Source organism: Aquabacterium sp. CECT 9606, from assembly GCF_918741295.1.
Classification (GTDB): Bacteria; Pseudomonadota; Gammaproteobacteria; order Burkholderiales; family Burkholderiaceae_C; genus Aquabacterium.
The window spans coordinates 191,393-206,456 of sequence record NZ_CAKKNB010000002.1 but is presented as its reverse complement, the minus strand read 5'-3'; the positions used below and the strand labels follow the sequence as shown (position 1 = coordinate 206,456).

Annotated in this window: 13 protein-coding genes and 1 riboswitch; of the genes, 6 read left to right on the top strand and 7 right to left on the bottom strand. The window is 62.5% G+C overall.

What is annotated here, in order from left to right; all coding sequences use genetic code 11:
- Positions 1-2: 2 nt before the first annotated feature.
- Complete coding sequence (locus LQ232_RS08715) at positions 3-2,201, bottom strand: lytic transglycosylase domain-containing protein (RefSeq protein ID WP_230180692.1); 2,199 nt, start codon at positions 2,199-2,201, stop codon at positions 3-5.
- A gap of 96 nt (positions 2,202-2,297) precedes the next feature.
- Here LQ232_RS08715 and LQ232_RS08710 point away from each other — a divergent pair, with 96 nt between their 5' ends.
- Together LQ232_RS08710 and LQ232_RS08705 are read left to right on the top strand one after the other, a co-directional pair.
- Complete coding sequence (locus LQ232_RS08710) at positions 2,298-2,894, top strand: 5-formyltetrahydrofolate cyclo-ligase (protein WP_230179932.1); 597 nt, start codon at positions 2,298-2,300, stop codon at positions 2,892-2,894.
- A 134-nt stretch (positions 2,895-3,028) separates the two neighbouring features.
- The gene (locus LQ232_RS08705) at positions 3,029-3,739 is read left to right on the top strand and encodes a PEP-CTERM sorting domain-containing protein (protein ID WP_230179931.1); all 711 of its coding nucleotides are present in this window, start codon (positions 3,029-3,031) and stop codon (positions 3,737-3,739) included.
- 94 nt (positions 3,740-3,833) lie between these two features.
- Here the strand turns inward: LQ232_RS08705 and metF are convergent, their stop codons facing one another.
- From metF to ahcY, 3 genes are read right to left on the bottom strand one after another with little or no spacing between them, the layout of a single operon-like run.
- Positions 3,834-4,679 (bottom strand): methylenetetrahydrofolate reductase [NAD(P)H], encoded by an 846-nt coding sequence (gene metF / locus LQ232_RS08700; RefSeq protein ID WP_230179930.1) that lies wholly within the window; start codon positions 4,677-4,679, stop codon positions 3,834-3,836.
- A gap of 2 nt (positions 4,680-4,681) precedes the next feature.
- On the bottom strand, positions 4,682-5,455 hold the full coding sequence (locus LQ232_RS08695) for a TlyA family RNA methyltransferase (protein ID WP_230179929.1): 774 nt from the start codon (positions 5,453-5,455) through the stop codon (positions 4,682-4,684).
- A 16-nt stretch (positions 5,456-5,471) separates the two neighbouring features.
- Positions 5,472-6,920: an adenosylhomocysteinase gene (gene ahcY / locus LQ232_RS08690; RefSeq protein WP_230179928.1), complete on the bottom strand. Its 1,449-nt coding sequence runs from the start codon at positions 6,918-6,920 to the stop codon at positions 5,472-5,474.
- Positions 6,921-7,006: 86 nt separating this feature from the next.
- A riboswitch (S-adenosyl-L-homocysteine riboswitch) is annotated at positions 7,007-7,095 on the bottom strand.
- A gap of 94 nt (positions 7,096-7,189) precedes the next feature.
- Between ahcY and LQ232_RS08685 the strand changes: the two genes are divergently transcribed.
- From LQ232_RS08685 to LQ232_RS08675, 3 genes are all read left to right on the top strand, one after another.
- Positions 7,190-8,059 carry a hypothetical protein gene (locus LQ232_RS08685; RefSeq protein WP_230179927.1) on the top strand — a complete coding sequence of 290 codons (870 nt, stop codon included), beginning with the start codon at positions 7,190-7,192 and terminating at the stop codon, positions 8,057-8,059.
- Positions 8,056-8,811, top strand: a complete 756-nt coding sequence (locus LQ232_RS08680) for a hypothetical protein (RefSeq protein ID WP_230179926.1) — start codon at positions 8,056-8,058, stop codon at positions 8,809-8,811. Before LQ232_RS08685 ends, LQ232_RS08680 begins: the two co-directional genes overlap by 4 nt.
- 77 nt (positions 8,812-8,888) lie before the next feature.
- On the top strand, positions 8,889-10,508 hold the full coding sequence (locus LQ232_RS08675; RefSeq protein WP_230179925.1) for a peptide chain release factor 3: 1,620 nt from the start codon (positions 8,889-8,891) through the stop codon (positions 10,506-10,508).
- 23 nt (positions 10,509-10,531) lie between these two features.
- On the opposite strand, the gene LQ232_RS08670 is transcribed toward LQ232_RS08675, so the two are convergent.
- Entirely contained in the window at positions 10,532-11,272 is a 741-nt protein-coding gene (locus tag LQ232_RS08670; protein ID WP_230179924.1) for a PEP-CTERM sorting domain-containing protein, read from the bottom strand.
- Between the two features lie 239 nt (positions 11,273-11,511).
- Here LQ232_RS08670 and LQ232_RS08665 point away from each other — a divergent pair, with 239 nt between their 5' ends.
- Entirely contained in the window at positions 11,512-12,435 is a 924-nt protein-coding gene (locus LQ232_RS08665) for a triacylglycerol lipase (protein ID WP_230179923.1), read from the top strand.
- Positions 12,436-12,439: 4 nt separating this feature from the next.
- Here the strand turns inward: LQ232_RS08665 and LQ232_RS08660 are convergent, their stop codons facing one another.
- Together LQ232_RS08660 and metK are read right to left on the bottom strand one after the other, a co-directional pair.
- A complete protein-coding gene (locus tag LQ232_RS08660; RefSeq protein WP_230179922.1) occupies positions 12,440-13,684 on the bottom strand; it encodes an HD-GYP domain-containing protein in 1,245 nt (414 codons plus the stop codon).
- Positions 13,685-13,812: 128 nt separating this feature from the next.
- Positions 13,813-14,997 carry a methionine adenosyltransferase gene (metK, locus tag LQ232_RS08655; RefSeq protein WP_230179921.1) on the bottom strand — a complete coding sequence of 395 codons (1,185 nt, stop codon included), beginning with the start codon at positions 14,995-14,997 and terminating at the stop codon, positions 13,813-13,815.
- Positions 14,998-15,064 lie beyond the last annotated feature (67 nt).

Genomic DNA, 15,064 nt, shown 5'->3' with positions numbered 1-15,064 from the left:
CTTCAGGGCAAGTCTTGTTGTGGAGGAGGCTCATTCCTGGGGCGGGGCCCAATGGTGCCACCCAGCCTGGTTTTAATCGACAACGGCCGTCCGTGCAAGACATGCCCGTACAGCACCGCATTGGTCAGCACCTTCTTCACGTAATCGCGGGTTTCGTTGAAGGGGATGTTCTCGGCCCAGGCCGCCGTTTCCAGGCGCGGCCCTTCGCGCCAGCGGCGTGGCCGACCCGGCCCGGCGTTGTAGGCCGCCGCCGCCATGGCCTGAGACCCGTCAAAATCGTCCTGGATCAGCTTGAGGTAGCCCGCGCCCAGCTTGATGTTGGTCAGGCGGTCGGTGATCAGGTCGGGGGTGTAGTCGATGCCCAGCTTGCGGGCCGTCCAGGCGGCCGTGGCGGGCATGACCTGCATCAGGCCAGCCGCGCCCACATTGGAGCGGGCCGCCACGATGAACCGCGACTCCTGGCGGATCAGGCCATACATGTACGCCGGGTCCAGTCCGACATCCTGGGCCGCCGCCAGCACATCGCGCCGGTAAGGGGTGGGAAAGCGCTGGTACAAATCGACCTCCTGGCGCGTGCGCTCACTGGTGTTGATGCAGCGGTCCCAGATCTCCATTTCGCAGGCCACCTCGGCCACGGCCAGCAGCTCTCGATCGGTCAGGCCACCCGCCTTGCCATAGGACAAGGTGTAGTTCCACTCACGCACCGCCTCCGAGCGCCACCCCAGGGCAAACAGGCGCAAGGCCCGGTCAACGCCGGGGATGGCCTTGGCCTCGGCTTTCTCGACCTCGCTCACGGCCGCCGGGCGGGCGGGCACCTTGGCCGGCGCACCAGTCAGGTCTTCGGCGGCCAGCAGCCCGTAAAAGCCCACGGTGCCGCTGAGGCGGGCCATCAACTCACGCCCCTGCTGCCGGGCATCGGCCGGCTGAGCCACCCCAGGCACCGGCACCGCCGGGTTGGCCGGCCGCGCCATCAAGGCGCGCGCCTTCCAGTACACCCAGGCAGGATCCTGCTGCTGGTCGATCGGCATGGCATCCACTGCGCGCTCCACCAGGGGCCAATGCTGGGACTGGCCCGCCGTGGCCGCCCGCAGCGCCGAGCGGGCCATCCAGGCCAAGGTGTCGCTCGACCAGGTGCTGGCCACATCAGAAGGTGACAAACCGCCGCCCACGGCCATGGCCCGCTCGTAGAGCGCGGGCGCCTCGGGCTGCAAACGCCAGGCACTTTGCCGCCCCACCTGGGCCCAGGCCCAGGCCGCCTCTTCGGCCGTCAAGTGCCAGCGCTCGCGGGCCTCGGGGTCGTCCAGGGCCGCCGCCACGGCCGGCGCGTCCATCGCCGCCCAGCGCACCAGCGCCAACAGGTTCAAGGGGCCCTGGATCTCCTTGGGCAAGCCGGCCACGGCGGGTGCCACCTGCGGCAGATCACTGGGCCGCACGATCTTGCGGCGGCCTGACGCCTGGCGTGCCTTGCCCCGCCCTCCAGAGTCCAGGTGCGCACCGGCCACACGGTTGGCCCTGCCACCACTTTTGGCGGGGCCGAACCCGGCGCGGGGGAACAGGTGATCTTTGGGCTGGCCCAGCAAACGGTTCACCGCCTGGGCCACCGTGTCGCCCAGCAACTGCGCGGTCTGCTGAGTCACCTTGGGCTTGTCGGCCTCCAGGGACAAGCGCAACTTGCGCCAGACGTCCGTCGTAGTGATCACGCCAGCGGGCACCAAGGTCTGGGCCATGGTGGCACAGCCGGTGTCGGGCTCTTTCTGGGCCCACCAAGCTTGCCGAGCCTGCTCACGCAGGTCACCAGGTCCCTCGGGGATCGCATTGGTCTGGTAGCGGGCCAGCACGCCATAGCAAACCACTTCCTTGTCGTCGTTCATGCGGAAGCCAGGCTGGATGCGCAGGAAGGTCGCCCAGTCGCGCCGTTGCCCCAGCACCAGCAACCAGTCGTTGCGCAAACGGTCGGCCACGTAGGCCTGGGGCCAGCGCGCCAGGAAATCATCCACCTCGGACACCGAGGCCTGGACCAGGCGGTTCTGCACCGCCCAGAAGTCGGCCCAGGGCGCCAGGGGATGGCGCGCTGCGATCAGGGCATCGCGGGCCGCCGCGAGCCGCCCGCTGTCGCGCACACGCAAGGCCTCCCGGGCTTCCACCACGGCCAGGTCATCGACGGCCGCCTGGGCCAAGGGCAGGGCCCCCAACGCGGCCACCCCGGCCAAGATCAGCGCCCGCCCCCATCGTCCACTCTTTGCAACGGCCGCATACTCGTTAACTTGTATCAATTGTTTAGCCCTTTTGCCCTTGCCATGACCGCTTCGACCCCACCGGACACCCGGCCCTCTGATCCCCGCAGCCCACTTCGCCAACAGCTCAAGGCTGCGCGCCAGGCCTGGGCCAGCGACCCGGCCACGCTGGCCTCGGCGCAAGCGGCCCTGCAAGACAAGTTGATGGAGGTGCTGCGCCAGCTGGAGCCCGAGTGCCTGGGTCTGTACTGGCCCATCCAGGCTGAATTTAACCCAAGGCCCGCCGCCCTGATGGCGCAAAAGGAATGGTCATGCCAATTGGCCCTGCCCTGGGCCGCCCGCGCCACACGAGAGATGCATTACCGGCCTTGGCTGGGTGATGAACTCACCACGGTGGACGAATGCGGCATCCCCAGCCCACCGGGACGCCCGTGCGAGCCCGACGTGGTGCTGGTGCCCTGCCTCGGTTTCACTCCCGATGGTTTCAGGCTGGGCTATGGCGGCGGCTACTTCGACTGTTTTCTGGCAAAGCACCCTGATGTGACCGCCGTGGGCATTGCCTGGTCGCAGGCCCAGTTGGACCCGATCGTGATTAGTTCACAACCCCATGATTTCCCCTTGATTGGCGTTGTTACAGAGTTGCAGATCTTCGGTTCATGACCCCCCAAATCGAGGGGGACCACGCGAGAACCCTATACGTTATGCGCCTGCCATGCAGCAAGATGGCCTAACCGTCAAGTAAGACAAAGGGCGTCAGTTCAGAGCCCTGCTTCAACACCACAAGGAATTGACAAATGAAATCATCCATCAAGCTCAGCATGATCGCCCTGGCTGTCGCCGCCTCGGGCATGGCTTCTGCCGCCACGCAACCCTTCAATGCAGTCACCGGCTCGGTCACCCTCGACTTGCCTGCCGTCACCGCTGCACTGAATGGCTACACCATCAGCGCCGTGGGCCAGTCCACGTACAACAGCACCACCGGCGTCCTGACGGACCCAGTGCAAGGCGTGTCCATCGCGACGAACCCCGGCTCCTTGCTGATCGACTTCAACGACGCCTCGGGCATGAAGTTCACCAAGCCCTTCGCCACGTCGATCACGATGTCGAACTTCAGCTTCGACGTCGGCACCAACACACTGTTTGGTGACCTGCTGGTGGGCTCGGCCTCCTTCCCCCTGCTGAACCTGACCAACCAGTCCTTGCTGACCGCCGCCAATGTGTCGAGCAGCTTCGGCACCCAATCAGGCACCAGCGTGACCAGCTCGGCCACGCCTCGCGCCCTGGGCTTGCTGGCCACCAACTTCAGCCTGTCGGCCGCTTTCAGCGACTACCTGGTTGCCCGCGAACTGAACCCAGCTGACTTCGGCTACATCGCCGGCATGATCAAGGAAATCAAGGTTGGCACCGTGGCTTCCGTGCCAGAACCATCCACCTACGCCCTGATGGGCATCGGCCTGGTCGGCATGGGCCTGATGGCTCGCCGCCGCAAGGCTGCCAACGCCTGATCGATCCCCTCGATCAGTCAGCAAAAAGGCTCCCGACCGGGAGCCTTTTTTCATTCATGGCGATGACCTTGTCTTGTCATCGCCACCAGAAAAATCACCAGCCCAACCGTTGGCACAAGGCCAGCACCGAGGTCGACTGGTTCATCGTGTAGAAGTGCAAGCCCGGCACGCCTGCGCGGCGCAGCTTTTCACACAGCTCGGCCACCACATCCAAGCCAAAGGCCTGGATGGAGGCCTTGTCATCGCCATAGCCTTCCAGGCGCGATCGGATCCAGCGCGGGATTTCAGCGCCGCAGGCGTCCGAGAAGCGCATCAACTGCGTCGAATTGGTGATCGGCATGATCCCCGGGATGATGGGGATGCTGACGCCTTGCTTGGCCGCGTCGTCCACGAAACGGAAGTAGGCGTCGGCGTTGAAGAAATACTGGGTCAGGGCCACGTTGGCACCGGCCTTGACCTTGGTCACGAAAGCCTCCAGGTCGGCCTGCGGGTTGCGGGCCTGAGGGTGCATTTCGGGGTAGGCCGCCACTTCGATGTGGAAGTGGTCGCCGGTTTCTTCACGGATGTAGGCCACCAGCTCGCTGGCATAGCGGAACTCGCCAAAACCGCCGTAGCCGCTGGGCAGATCGCCCCGCAAGGCGACCAGGCGGCGGATGCCTTGCGACGCGAACTGCGCCAATTGCTCGCGCACGCCGGCCTTGCTGGCGCCAATGCACGAGAAGTGCGGCGCCGCGTCAAAGCCTTCGGACAAAATGGCCCGCACCGTCTGGATGGTGCCATCTTGCGTGGAGCCGCCCGCGCCATAGGTGACGGAGCAGTAATGCGGCTTGAGCGGGTACAGCTGCTGGCGCACGGCCGCGAGCTTGTCGAAACCTTCCGGCGTCTTGGGCGGAAAGAACTCGAAGCTCAGCGGCAAAGAAGTAGGGGCAAGCGTGCTCATGCTTATTCAGTTGTTGATGAGGGCGAAGATGCCCAGATGAAGAACTCCTGGTTGCCGTCACCCCCTGCGATCGGGCTGTTGAAGCCCTTGTGCACGGTCCAACCCAGGTCGGTGCAAGCACGGCGCACCATGTCTCTGGCCCGCGCATGCAGCGCCGGGTCTTTCACCACACCACCCTTGCCGACGTTGCCCTTGCCCACTTCGAACTGGGGCTTGATCAACATCAGCACATGGCCGCCCGGCTTGAGCCAGGTCTTCAGGTGCGGCACCACGCTGGCCAGCGAGATGAAGGACAGGTCGGCCACGATCAGGTCAAAGCCATCGGCCGGGGCGTGCTCGCGCAAGGTGCTCTTGTCGAGCTCACGCGCATGCACCTCTTCCAAAGACACCACGCGGGTGTCTTCTTGAAGGCGGGGGTGCAACTGGCCATGGCCCACGTCCACGCCCACGACCTGGCTGGCGCCGTTGGCCAGCAGCACGTCGGTGAAACCACCGGTGCTCTGGCCCACGTCCAGGCAACGCCAATCGGACACGTTCAGGTTGATCTGGGCCAGCGCGCCTTCGAGCTTGAGCCCGGCACGTGACACCCAGCGCAACTCCGCGTCATTGGTGACACGGAACTGCGTGCCGTCAGGCAGATCTTCACCAGCTTTGCGCAAGGTGGCCCAGCCTTTGGGGCTGAGCCATTGCGCGGCGCTGGCGTCAATCAAACGGTGGGCGGCGGAGCGGGTGGGCGCGTGCCCACCCGCGACCAGGAGTTGATCGGCTCTGGGCATCAGTGACTTTGAAACATCAATAGCGGTAAGTGTCGGGCTTGTAAGGGCCCGTCTTGGGCACGCCAATGTAGGCGGCTTGCTCGTCGGTCAGCTCGGTGAGCTGGGCGTTCAAGGTGGTCAGCTGCAGGCGCGCCACCTTTTCGTCCAGGTGCTTGGGCAACACGTAGACCTTGCCGTTGTCGTAGGCGTCGCTGTGGGCGAACAACTCGATCTGGGCGATGGTCTGGTTGGCAAAGCTGGACGACATCACGTAGCTGGGGTGACCCGTGCCGCAGCCCAGGTTCACCAGGCGGCCCTTGGCCAGCAGGATGATGCGCTTGCCGTCCTTGAAGATGACGTGGTCGACCTGGGGCTTGATCTCTTCCCACTGGCACTGCGTTTCCAGCTCGGCAACGTCAATCTCGTTGTCGAAGTGGCCGATGTTGCAGACGATGGCGTTGTTCTTCATCGCGGCCATGTGCTTGAAGGTGATCACGCTCTTGTTGCCGGTGCTGGTGACGAAGATGTCGGCCTTGTCGGCGGCCCAATCCATGGTCACGACGCGGAAGCCTTCCATCGCGGCTTGCAGGGCGTTGATCGGGTCGATCTCGGTCACCCAGACTTGGGCGCTCAAGGCGCGCAGGGCCTGGGCTGAGCCCTTGCCCACGTCGCCGTAGCCGGCCACCACGGCCACCTTGCCGGCCACCATCACGTCGGTGGCACGCTTGATGCCGTCGACCAGTGATTCACGGCAGCCATACAGGTTGTCGAACTTGGACTTGGTGACCGAGTCGTTCACGTTGATGGCGCGGAACAGCAGCGTGCCCTTGGCAGACATCTCGTTCAGGCGGTGCACGCCGGTCGTGGTTTCTTCGGTCACGCCGATGATCTGGGCGGCCTTGCGGCTGTACCAGGTGTTGTCCACGGCCAGCTTGGCCTTGATGGCGGCAAACAGGATGCGCTCTTCTTCGCTGCCGGGCTTGTCCAGCACAGCCAGGTTCTTTTCAGCCTGCTTGCCCAAATGCATCAGCATCGTGGCATCGCCGCCGTCGTCCAGGATCATGTTGGGGCCTTCGCCTTCGGCGCCCTTGGCGCCGAATTCGAAGATGCGGTGGGTGTAGTCCCAGTACTCTTCCAGCGATTCGCCCTTGTAGGCGAACACGGGGGTGCCGGCCTCGACCAAGGCGGCCGCAGCGTGGTCTTGCGTCGAGAAGATGTTGCACGAAGCCCAGCGTACCTGGGCGCCCAGGGCCTGCAGGGTCTCGACCAGCACGGCGGTCTGGATGGTCATGTGCAGCGAGCCGGTGATGCGCGCGCCCTTGAGGATCTGCTTGGCCGCGTATTCGGCACGAATGGCCATCAGCGCCGGCATTTCGCTTTCGGCGATCTTGATCTCTTTGCGGCCCCAGGCAGCCTGGGACATGTCGGCGACGACGCAATCAACGCCCTTGTGGTCGGTGATCAGTGATTTTTGTGGAGCGCTCATGGCGAATTTCCTTCAAGCAACATTGTTTTGAAGCCGCAGGACTGCCGGGGGAGAAGGAAAAAAGACAACTCACCCAGCGGGACACTTGCGGGTGAGCGCGGTTGCAGGGGAGGCACTTTCGAGCCTGGGGTCCGTGCCTTGATGAAAGACGAACCTTGCAACGCTCCTCGAAAGGATCGCCAGTATAAAACCGATGAGCGCGGTGTGCCAGGAAAATATGCAGGTTGGTTCGAGGCCAGCTTGAGCGATCAAGCGCCGCCGGTCACCGCATGAACGGCATGGGCCAGGGCAAAGGCACACCATCCTTTTCAGCACAGGTCTTGATCTGCATCAATCCATCCATCGGGCCTGGCTCAGGACCTAGGGGTTGCGCCCATGCGCTGGGTATTTATTATCAACAAACGCACATTCCGGGGAACAAAATGGCTGCCTCATATCCGTCTAGAGCACTCTGCGTTTTAGTTTTGATTGGGCCATTGCTGATGCCAGCAAATGCGAAATTGGTCTCGTATAACTTCACTGCATCTATTGATGGCTTAAACACTGACAAAGTTGGCGAGGCAGGCCCTGCATCCTCTCTTAACGTCCCGTCAATAGGAACCGTTTCCTTGGGAGATGTGATCAACGGCACCCTCACCTACGACTCTCTTTCCCGGCTCGTCAGCAGTTTTTTTGAATTCACTTACGAAACCCGGACAGACGTGCCGACACTAACTTACAGTGTCGGCAACACGGGGCAGCAAATTTCGACTTCGGGACCTCAATCCATTGACGTTGACGGGGGTGAAACCTCCTTCATCGCATTCTATGCAAGAAGCAATTTCGGCCCACAAATCAATCACTTTGCGAGCCTCTATTTTTTAGGTGGGGAACCTGGCATTCTCCAAGGTTCACGCCTTCCCGAACATTTGAGCATTGACGACTTTCCAACCCACCGCATATATATCAACTGGACGGTTTTGGATGCGCCCGGTTATATTGTTTCCGTAGACGCCGAAATCACATCATTCACCGCCAACCCAGCCATTCCTGAGCCAAACGTCTCTTTGCTGACTGGTGCAGGGCTTGGCATATTTGGCTGCGCCAAGTTGCGCTTCAAAAAGCCTTCGCACCCCACCATTGAAGGAATACGCACATGAGGACTTTGCCCATTTCACCCCGAATCCTCTATGCACTTTTCTTGATTGTATCCATGCTCGCACCCGCCCACGCCAAGGTGGTGTCGTACAATTTTAGCGGCACTGTGGACTATATTTTTTACAAACCACTTTCTTCCATTGATATACCTAACCTAGGCAAGGTTTCGCTGGGAGACACTGTTACCGGCACCCTTACCTATGAAACGCAGTCTCCGCTCAAAGAGTTGAGTGGCGGCGGACACGAGAAACTCTTTCGATACGAGACACTCGCCGAGGCGCCCCTGCTCACTTACCACATTGGCAACATCGAGCAACCTATTTTAGCGCAAGGACGGGATATCTACATTCGCCAAATTGTAGACAATCTGAACTACCCCAATGGATGGATCAACATAACATTTTACGGCGGGAACTATCACGATCCCCGATTGGCAGGAGATCAAATAAATTACTTCACCTTCTACGCAGCCAATCAAGCCCTGACCCCAAACCCCCTTGAGTCCATAAATCTCCTTGATTTTGACCCTGAAATATTGGGGGTTGCTTTTTATCTGCACGATGGGAGCGGATCTGAAGTTGGCGTGAGTATGAAAATCAACTCGATCACCCCAGCGGTTCCAGAGCCCAATGCGCTGCTATCTCTTGGAGCCGGGCTTTTTATTGTCGTGATCGGCAGGAGCCGGGGCAATCAACAAAAAAAGCAGCTCAGTCTGCACATGCCATGCTGGATGCCTGTCATCCGGTCGAGGTAGACGACTATCGACGGCACCCTGCTGCTCCGGTACCATCGGCGGTTTTGCCCGCCGTCCGCCCGCTGGAGTTCCGTTCCGTGTCTTCCCTGCTTTCCGAAACCCGCCGCCGCCGCACCTTTGCCATCATTTCCCACCCCGACGCCGGCAAGACCACGTTGACGGAAAAGCTGCTCCTGTTCTCGGGCGCCATCCACATCGCTGGCAGCGTGAAAGCGCGCAAAGCTTCACGCCACGCCACCTCCGACTGGATGGAAATCGAAAAGCAGCGCGGCATCTCGGTGGCGTCCAGCGTCATGCAGATGCTGTACCGCGACCACGTGGTCAACCTGCTCGACACCCCTGGCCACAAGGACTTCTCGGAAGACACCTACCGCGTGCTGACCGCGGTCGATTCGGCCTTGATGGTGATCGACGCGGCCAACGGTGTGGAAGCGCAAACCCGCCGCCTGATCGAGGTCTGCCGCCAGCGCGACACGCCCATCATCACCTTCGTCAACAAGATGGACCGCGAGGGCCGCGACCCCGTCACCCTGCTCGATGAAGTCGAAGCCGAGCTGGGCATGCCCTGCGTGCCCATGACCTGGCCAGTGGGCCAAGGCAAGCAGTTTGGCGGCATCGTCAACCTGCGCACGCAAAGCATGCGGCTGTTCGACGCGGGCGCCGACAAGCGTGGTGGCGAGGACGAAACCGTGCCCCTGAGCGAGCGCGACAAGCTGCACGAGCGCTTCGGCCACGACTGGGAACTGGCCGAACAGAACATGGAGCTGATGGCCGGCGCCGCCCCAGCGTTTGACCTGGAACTGTTCCTCGCCGCCAAGCAAACGCCCGTGTTCTTCGGCTCCGCCGTGAACAACTTTGGCGTGCAGGAGATCCTGGATGCGCTGGTGGACCTGGCGCCCTCGCCCCGTTCGCGCCAGAGCACTGAGAAAGACGGCTCGCACAAGGAGATCGTGCCCGAGATGGAAAACTTCTCTGGTGTGGTCTTCAAGGTGCAGGCCAACATGGACCCTTCACACCGCGACCGCATCGCCTTCGTGCGCGTGTGCTCCGGCAAGTACGAGCCGGGCATGAAGCTCAAGGTGCAACGCTCTGCCAAGGAGTTGCGCCCTACGTCGGTGGTGACCTTCCTGTCACAGCGCCGCGAAGCGGTCGACGAAGCCTACGCGGGCGACATCATCGGCTTCACCACCCACGGCGGCGTGCAACTGGGCGACACCATCACCGATGGCGTGACCCTGCAGTACACCGGCCTGCCCTTCTTCGCACCCGAGCTGTTCCAGACAGTCGAGCTGGCCAACCCCATGAAAAGCAAGCAATTGCAAGCAGGATTGATGCAGTTGGGCGAAGAAGGCGCCATCCAGGTCTTCAAGCCCGACACTGGCGGCTCCATGCTGCTGGGTGCCGTGGGCCAGCTGCAGTTCGAAGTCGTGCAGCACCGCCTGAAGGCCGAATATGGTGTCGATATCCGCCTGATGCCCTGCCGCTTCACTGGCGCGCGCTGGATCACGTCTGATTCAGTGGCCGACTTGAAGAAGTTCACCGACGAGAACGCCAGCAAGCTGGCCCACGATGCGGCCGACACGCTGGCCTACATGATGACCTCGGCCTACGACCTGCGCCTGACGCAGGAGCGGCACCCGAACATCCACTTCCACCCGCTGCGCGAGCACGCGGGCTTGAGCTTGTCGAGCCAGTGACGGGTTAAGCCGAAAAAACCTCGTCAGATGGCCTGACGGCGGCGGGCGGCCAGCAGCAAACCCGCCAAGCCCAGGCCCATCAAGACAGAAGCGGCCGGTTCGGGCACCGCCGTGGCGGGGGAGAAGGTCACGCCGGCGAGGTAATAGTCTTCCACCGACTTTTGCTGGGCGTAGCCAAAGGTGAAGCGCTTGCCAGTCAAGGGCAACGCGAAATCCACGAATTGGCCACCCGCCTTGCCAAAAGAGTATTCCTTGAACGCACCGCCGTCGACGCTGACCGTGAAGCCGTCAAAGGAATCCAGCTCGTGCGTCAGGGCAAACGTGGACCGGTCATCGGGGAAGAAGTTCGCCTTGGTGAGCACCACGTTGTTGGCGAAGCTGAGGGTCAAGGTTTCATGGCGGTCGTCCAGCGCGTAGTTGCCGTCGTGGATGCCAAACGCACCACCGCTCACGTAGCCGCTCGCCACGCCCAAGCCGGCGTTGAGGTCCTTGCTCTGAAACGCCAAGGCGCTGTAGCCGCTGAGGTCGGACGCGGCCGTGACCGTGAGCAGGCCGCCCGCCACTGTGTTGAAGGCCAAGCTGGGGGCACACAGGCCATTCGCGGCGCACGGATTGGCGGCCGAAGGCGTGCCGGTGGCCAGGGCGCCCGGCAAGGTGACCACATTGCTGGTGGTGAAGGCCAGGCTCTCGGCGTGGACCGCGGAAGCCGACAACACCAGCGCGGCCAAGGCACCGACGGCGCCGAACAGATTTGTATTTTTCATTGCAACCCTTGGGATACGACCATTGACTGATGGCAGGTTAGCAGCCGGCCCTGTCGGTGTGCGCCTTTGAACAAGGTGCACCCCCAGAGCGAGGGGCGGCCGCGCGGTGAGATGTCACGAACGGGGCGTGGCTGGCTTCACCCCCTTGTTCACTGTTCTCGCAATCCCGGATACCCGGTCGGGCATGATTTGGCAGAAAATTAGTTCTACTAAGTAACAATATGACCGCCGAGGACCCCATGCACAAACCACTGTCTGCCCTCCTGTCCGCAGCCGCCATCGCGCTCACCGTGGCGACAGGCCTGCTGCCGCTGTCATCCGCACAGGCAGCCACCGCCTCCACCACGGCCCAGACCAAGTACCCCATCGTGCTGGTGCACGGCTTCATGGGCTTCAAGGACATCCTGGGGGTCGATTACTTCTACCAGGTCCCGGCCGATCTGCGCAAGAACGGCGCCACGGTGTACGTGGCGGCGGTGTCCCAGGTCAACAGCAGCGAGTTGCGGGGCGAGCAGTTGCTGCAGCAGATGCGCGCCTGGGCGGCCCGCGACGGGATCAAAAAGTTCAACCTGATCGGCCACAGCCAGGGCGGCCCAACGGCCCGCTACGTGGCCGGCGTGGCACCCGAGTTGGTGGCCAGCATCACCACCGTCGCCAGCCCCGCTCGCATGACGGTGGAAGACGGCAACAACCCGGTCAACGACCTGATCACCAACTACAGCAAGCTCACCACCTTCTTGGGCTCTTTCGTGGCCTGGGTGTCGGGCAACAGCCAACTGCCCCAGGATGTGGAAGCGGCCAAGGACTTTGCCAAGGAGGTCAATGCCTTTGCCACCCGCTTCCCCGCGGGCGTGCCCTCCACCTACTGCGGGCTGGACGGCAAGGAGTTCGAAGCTGGCATGTATTTCTACTCCATCACGGGCAACAAGCCCAAGACCAATGCCTGGGATTTGTCAGACCTGGCCATGGTGGAGTCGAGCGTGCCCAGCGATGGCACCCTGCCCGTTTGTTCCACACACTTTGGCAAAGTGCTGCGCGACGACTACCCCTGGAACCACATCGACGAGATGAACCACATCTTCGGGCTGCTGGGCAAGGGTGCGCCCGATCCGGTCGCGTTCTACCGCACGCAGGCCAACCGGCTCAAGCTCAAGGGCCTGTGATGAGTCAGCGGTCGGCCGTCCAGAAGTCATCCAGGTTGGCGAAGCCCCAGGCCGCGGGCGATTCACGCGACACGATCTGGTCGTTGCAACCAGGCGACTCCAGATCAAGCAACTGCGGCACGATCGGCTCACCAGCCTTGCTGGAATAGAACACCTTGAGCAAAGGCGCGAGCAAGGAGCCGGCGCCCTGGTCCACCACCACGGCCAGGCGGCCGGATTTGAGCTTCACGAGGGAGCCGGTCGGGTAGATGCCGACGCTCTTGACGAAGGCCTGGAACACGGTGCCATCGAAGTGGCCTTCCCGCGTCCACTGGGCCATCTTCTGCACCGATTCGGCCGGGTCCCAGCCGGCCTTGTAGGGGCGGTTCGAGGTGATGGCGTCGTACACATCGCACACCGCACCCATTTTGGCGAAGAGGCTGATCTCGTCGCCTTTCAAACCGTGCGGGTAGCCGGTGCCATTGACCTTTTCATGGTGGTGCAGGCAGACGTCCATCGGGATTGGACCCACGCCCCGGCCTTCGAGCAGCATGTGGTGACCCACGGCAGGGTGGCGCTTCATGATGTCGAACTCGGCTGGGGTCAGCTTGCCAGGCTTGTTCAACACCTCCATGGGCATGGCGCCCTTGCCCAGGTCGTGCAGCAGGCCGGCCATGCCCGCCTCGCGGGTGTCTTCGGCCGACAGCTTGAGCTGGCGTGACAGCGCCACCATCAGCGCGCACACCGCCACCGAGTGCATGTAAGTGTAGTCGTCGCTGGTCTTCAGGCGCGCCAGGCTGACGATGGCGCCCGGATTGCGCTGCACGGACTGGGTGATGTCGTCGACCAGGGGCAGGCAGTGCTCCGTGTCGATGGCCTTGCCCATGCGCACGTCCTGGAACATGGTCTTCATGGCACCACGGGCTTTGGCGCAGATGCGCCCGGCCCGGGCCACCTCGTCTCGCAGGGACACGGTCGGTACCTCGGCGGGCACCTCGGGCACCTGCAGCTCTTCTTCGGAGGCGGAGGCCGAGAACTCGACCCCCTCGACCACATGCACCTGCGGCGGCGGGACATCGTCGCTCACATCCAGGCCTTTGAGGGTGTCAATCCAGACCGCCTTGATGGGGCTGCTTTGGATCTGCGCCAGCCGCTTCGGGTCGGTCAGCAACACGGCCGATTTCCAGAAGGGGTTGTCCAGCCATGAGCCGTCCACTGCATCGATGAACATGCCCACCCGCAACTGCCCAACCTGTATTTTTTTGCGCATGATCCATCCATCGTAAAGCGACTCGTGGTGGGTCAAGGCATTAAAAAAGGGGCCTCCCACACGGAGTCCCCTTTTTTAACGAATCCAAGGTGCCGCAAGGGCACCTCAGGCCGTCAGATCAGATCAAGTCACTTCAGACCAGCCGCGGCGCGCAGTGCAGCGGCCTTGTCGGTGCGCTCCCAGGTGAACTCGGGCTCTTCGCGTCCGAAGTGGCCGTATGCCGCGGTCTTGCTGTAGATCGGGCGCAGCAGGTCCAGCATCTGGATGATGCCCTTGGGGCGCAGGTCAAAGTGCTCTTGCACCAGTTCAGACAGCTTCTCGTCGCTGATCACGCCAGTGCCTTCGGTGTAGACCGTGATGTTCATGGGGCGGGCCACGCCGATGGCGTAAGCGACCTGGATCTGGCACTGCTTGGCCAAGCCGGCGGCCACGATGTTCTTGGCCACGTAGCGGGCGGCATAGGCAGCCGAGCGGTCGACCTTGGACGGGTCCTTGCCCGAGAAAGCGCCACCACCGTGGGGGCAGGCGCCGCCGTAGGTATCGACGATGATCTTGCGGCCGGTCAGGCCACAGTCGCCTTGCGGGCCGCCGATGACGAAACGGCCGGTGGGGTTGATCAGGTACTTGGTGTCCTTGATCCACTCTTTGGGCAGCACCGGCTTGATGATCTCTTCGATGATGGCTTCGGTGAACGAGGCCTTCATCGAGTGCTGCGTCTCGGATTGATCCGGGTCGTGCTGGGTGGACAGCACCACGGTGTCGATGCTGTGCGGCTTGCCATCCACATAGCGCATGGTGACCTGGCTCTTGGCGTCAGGGCGCAGGAAAGGCAGGCGGCCATCCTTGCGCAGTTGCGCTTGGCGTTCGACCAGGCGGTGCGCGTAATAGATGGGCGCGGGCATCAGCTCGGGCGTCTCGTTGCAGGCGTAGCCGAACATCAGGCCCTGGTCGCCAGCGCCGATGTTCAGGTGGTCGTCAGAAGCGTGGTCCACGCCCTGGGCGATGTCGTTCGACTGCTTGTCATAAGCCACCAGCACGGCGCAACCCTTGTAGTCGATGCCGTAGTCGGTGTTGTCGTAGCCGATGCGCTTGATGGTGTCGCGGGCCACCTGGATGTAGTCCACATGCGCGTTGGTGGTGATCTCACCGGCCAGCACCACCAGACCGGTGTTGCACAGCGTTTCGGCGGCCACGCGCGAGCGAGGGTCTTGCTGGAAGATCGCGTCGAGGATGGCGTCCGAGATCTGGTCGGCGACCTTGTCGGGGTGGCCTTCAGAGACGGATTCGGATGTGAAGAGGAAGTCGTTCGCCACGTTAAGTGCTCCAAAAAGATAAGTTCAAGACTGGCTGCGTCGCCGGGCTTGATGAATCTTTCGAACA